The following is a 3,132-nucleotide window of genomic DNA, read 5'->3' as shown; positions in this document are numbered from 1 at the left end:
ACCAAATTTTAGAAGTGATTGTAGTGGTGACAGCCAATCAAAAATGGAATTTTTAGTTCCAAAAGACAATACCACTTTTTACCTTACAAAAGATTTTAAAGAATCGGACAACGGATTGGTGTTAAAAATTATTCATTCCAATTCAAAATCAACAGTGTATTGGTATTTAAATGAAGAGTTTATTGGGAGAACCCAGTATATTCATGAGATTAATATTATACCAAAAGAAGGAAGTTATGTTATAACCGCAATAGACAATAATGGAGATGAAATTAAAAGTAGAATTAAAATAAATATTTAACTATTTGAACATATATTCAAAAGTTGTATCTTGCACCAATAACAACTTAACGTCAACCCGCTATATTATGTTACAAATTTTACTTGTAGATGACGAAAATGATGCCTTAGAGGCTTTAGAATGGAAACTAACTAATTATGTAGAAAATATTGAAGTTACAACTTGTAACTCTCCTATTAAGGCTATTGATATAATAAATGAAGATAAACCAGATGTTGTTTTTTTAGATATCCAAATGCCTGAAATGGATGGGTTTACTATGATTGAGCAATTAGAAAATAGAGATTTTAATCTTATTTTTACTACGGCACATGATGAGTTTGCTTTAAAAGCTATTAAAGTTTCTGCTATAGATTATTTGTTAAAACCAGTTGATAAAGACGAATTGTTGGCATCAATGGAAAAAATAAAGAAATCTCAAAAAGGCGATTTATTAGAAAATAAATTACAATTACTGCTTAGTAATTTGAATGAAAACACTGATAAAATAAATATTTCAGCTGACGGAAAAGTATATTTATTAGATAAAGACGATGTTGTTATGTTAAAGTCTGATAAAAGTTATACAACTATCTATTTAAAATCTGAGCAAGAGATTTTAGTTTCAAAAACGTTAAAAGAAGTTGAGAAAAAATTCAATTTTACTCAATTTTATAGAGTTCATAATTCCTATTTAATTAATTTAAATCACGTAAAAGAGTATTTAAAAGGTTTAGGAGGTGAGTTAATTATGACAAATGGATTAACAGCAAGCATAAGTAGAAATAGAAAAGCTGAATTGTTTAAAAAATTATATCTAGATTAAAGAATGCTTTTAGATTTTCATTCTGAAATATTTTCATGGATAAGAGGAGGTTTATTCGTTTTATTTGTGTACCATCTGTTGATATATTTTCAGAATAAAAGTAAACTTTATTTATATTACAGTCTTTATTTATTAGCATTATCTATATATTTAATTAAACATGTAGTATCTGAAGATTATTCTTCTATTTTTCTTTACACCAATTTTTCAGTTCAATTTTTAGCGTACGCGGCTTATATAGCATTTGCTAGAGATTTGCTTGATAGCAGAACTCATTTAGTAAAATGGGATCGGTATTTTGAATTTGCAATAAAAATTCTGCTAATGTTAGCAGTTATATTTGTTATAATCCAATTATTATTTGGCTATGATTTTCAAAAAATGGCCTTTACTATTGTAGCTCCATTACTTTCTATTTTTACTTTAGTATCTTATTATATTGTATTAACCAAAATAAAGGAGTCTACAGCTTTATATTTTGTAATTGGATCATTAATTTATGTCTTTTTAGCAAATATTAGCTTTTTAGAAATGTTTATTGGTAAAGAAGCCTTTTTAAATTTAGGGGTTCAACCAATGTTTTTTGTGTATTTAGGCGCCATTTTACAATGCATAATATTTTCTGTAATAATTGGGTTTATTATTAAAAGAATTGAGCAAAAAAGTAAAAATGCAGAGGTTAGGTTGGCGGTTAAATTAAAGGAGATGGAAGAGCTAAAAATGACAGCCCTTCAAAGTCAAATGAACCCGCATTTTTTGTTTAACTCCTTAAATTCAATTAATAGTTTTATTATAAAAAATGATGTTGAAAAAGCATCAGACTATTTAACTAAATTTTCTAAACTTATTAGAGTTATTTTAAATAGTTCAGCTAGTCCGGTTTCAAAACTATCTGAAGAATTAGATATTTTAGCCTTATATGTTAAAATGGAACAGATGCGTGTAAGTGGTGGTTTTGATTATGTGGTTAACATAGATAAAAATGTAAATTTAGATAAGATTAAAGTTCCTCCCTTATTTTTACAACCATTTATTGAAAATTCTATTTGGCATGGAATTATGAAAATAGATGGTGATAAACTTATAACTCTCGGCATTAAATTAAACCAAGGAAATGTATCGTGTATAGTAACTGATAACGGAGTTGGGATTAATAAAGCTAAAGAAAAATCTCATATGTCGCAAAAGCGCAAGTTTTTTGGAATAGAAGCTACCGAAAACAGGATACGTATGTTGTATCAAAATAAAAATGTGGAAATTGAAACTAAAGACATCTCAACAGATTCAAAAACAGGTACTCAAGTAACTATTATTTTTCCATATGTATCTATATAATTTACTATTTATATAAAAAAACAAACCATTCGCATATTTATAACTACGTTTTATATATTTTGTTAAAAAGAAATGTAAATCTGAACTATATTTGTTTTGTATTAATGTCAAGAGGGGTTTTGGCACTATACACTAAAACATTAAATAAGTCTTTGGGGTTGATTTATTTATTCCTTGAACATTGTAAGTACGTATTACAATGTTCAAGGTTTTTTTTTGCGCAAAAATTCAATTTTATCAATTTTTTTAAAAATTAGAATTAAATGAAAAGAATTATTCAGTTATTTTTATTGTTTTTTACTTTGTTTGGTTGGTCACAAAATGATTTTTCTGGTTCTTGGGAAGATTTTTACTCATACAATAATGTTAAAGATTTTGTGATGTACGATGATGAGATTTTTGCAATATCAGATAATGCTTTTTTTAAATACAACCTTACTAATGATAGTGTATTAAAAATATCTTCAATAAATGGATTGTCTGGAGAAACTACCTCTAGTATTTGTTATAGCAAAACTTACTTGAAAACTTTTATAGGATATGAAACTGGATTAATTGAAATTATTGATAAAAATGGAAATATATCTTTGTTAAAAGACATAGAGAATTTTAATTATACAGGAGATAAATCAATTAATGATATAGTTGAATATAATAATAAATTATACATTTCTACTTCTTTTGCAATTGT

Annotated in this window: 2 protein-coding genes and 2 pseudogenes; all 4 read left to right on the top strand. The window is 26.1% G+C overall.

The genetic code is table 11. The annotated features are described in order from the left end of the window. Positions 1–301, top strand: a pseudogene (locus ABY298_RS15685) (penicillin-binding protein 1C); the annotation flags it as partial. Positions 302–368: 67 nt separating this feature from the next. Continuing rightward, positions 369–1,106, top strand: coding sequence for a LytR/AlgR family response regulator transcription factor (locus tag ABY298_RS15680; RefSeq protein ID WP_372746989.1), 738 nt, complete (start codon positions 369–371; stop codon positions 1,104–1,106). Positions 1,107–1,109: 3 nt separating this feature from the next. After that, on the top strand, positions 1,110–2,441 hold the full coding sequence (locus ABY298_RS15675; protein WP_372746988.1) for a sensor histidine kinase: 1,332 nt from the start codon (positions 1,110–1,112) through the stop codon (positions 2,439–2,441). A 263-nt stretch (positions 2,442–2,704) separates the two neighbouring features. Continuing rightward, a pseudogene (locus ABY298_RS15670) lies at positions 2,705–3,132 on the top strand (hypothetical protein); the annotation flags it as partial.

The organism is Lutibacter sp. (assembly GCF_041596795.1).
Classification (GTDB): Bacteria; Bacteroidota; Bacteroidia; order Flavobacteriales; family Flavobacteriaceae; genus Lutibacter.
This window is presented reverse-complemented; position numbering and strand designations above follow the sequence as displayed.

Excerpts from the sequence above, each read along its gene's own strand:
- ABY298_RS15680 (WP_372746989.1), top strand. The coding sequence starts at position 369 with ATGTTACAAATTTTACTTGTAGATGACGAAAATGATGCCTTAGAGGCT.
- ABY298_RS15675 (WP_372746988.1), top strand. The coding sequence starts at position 1,110 with ATGCTTTTAGATTTTCATTCTGAAATATTTTCATGGATAAGAGGAGGT.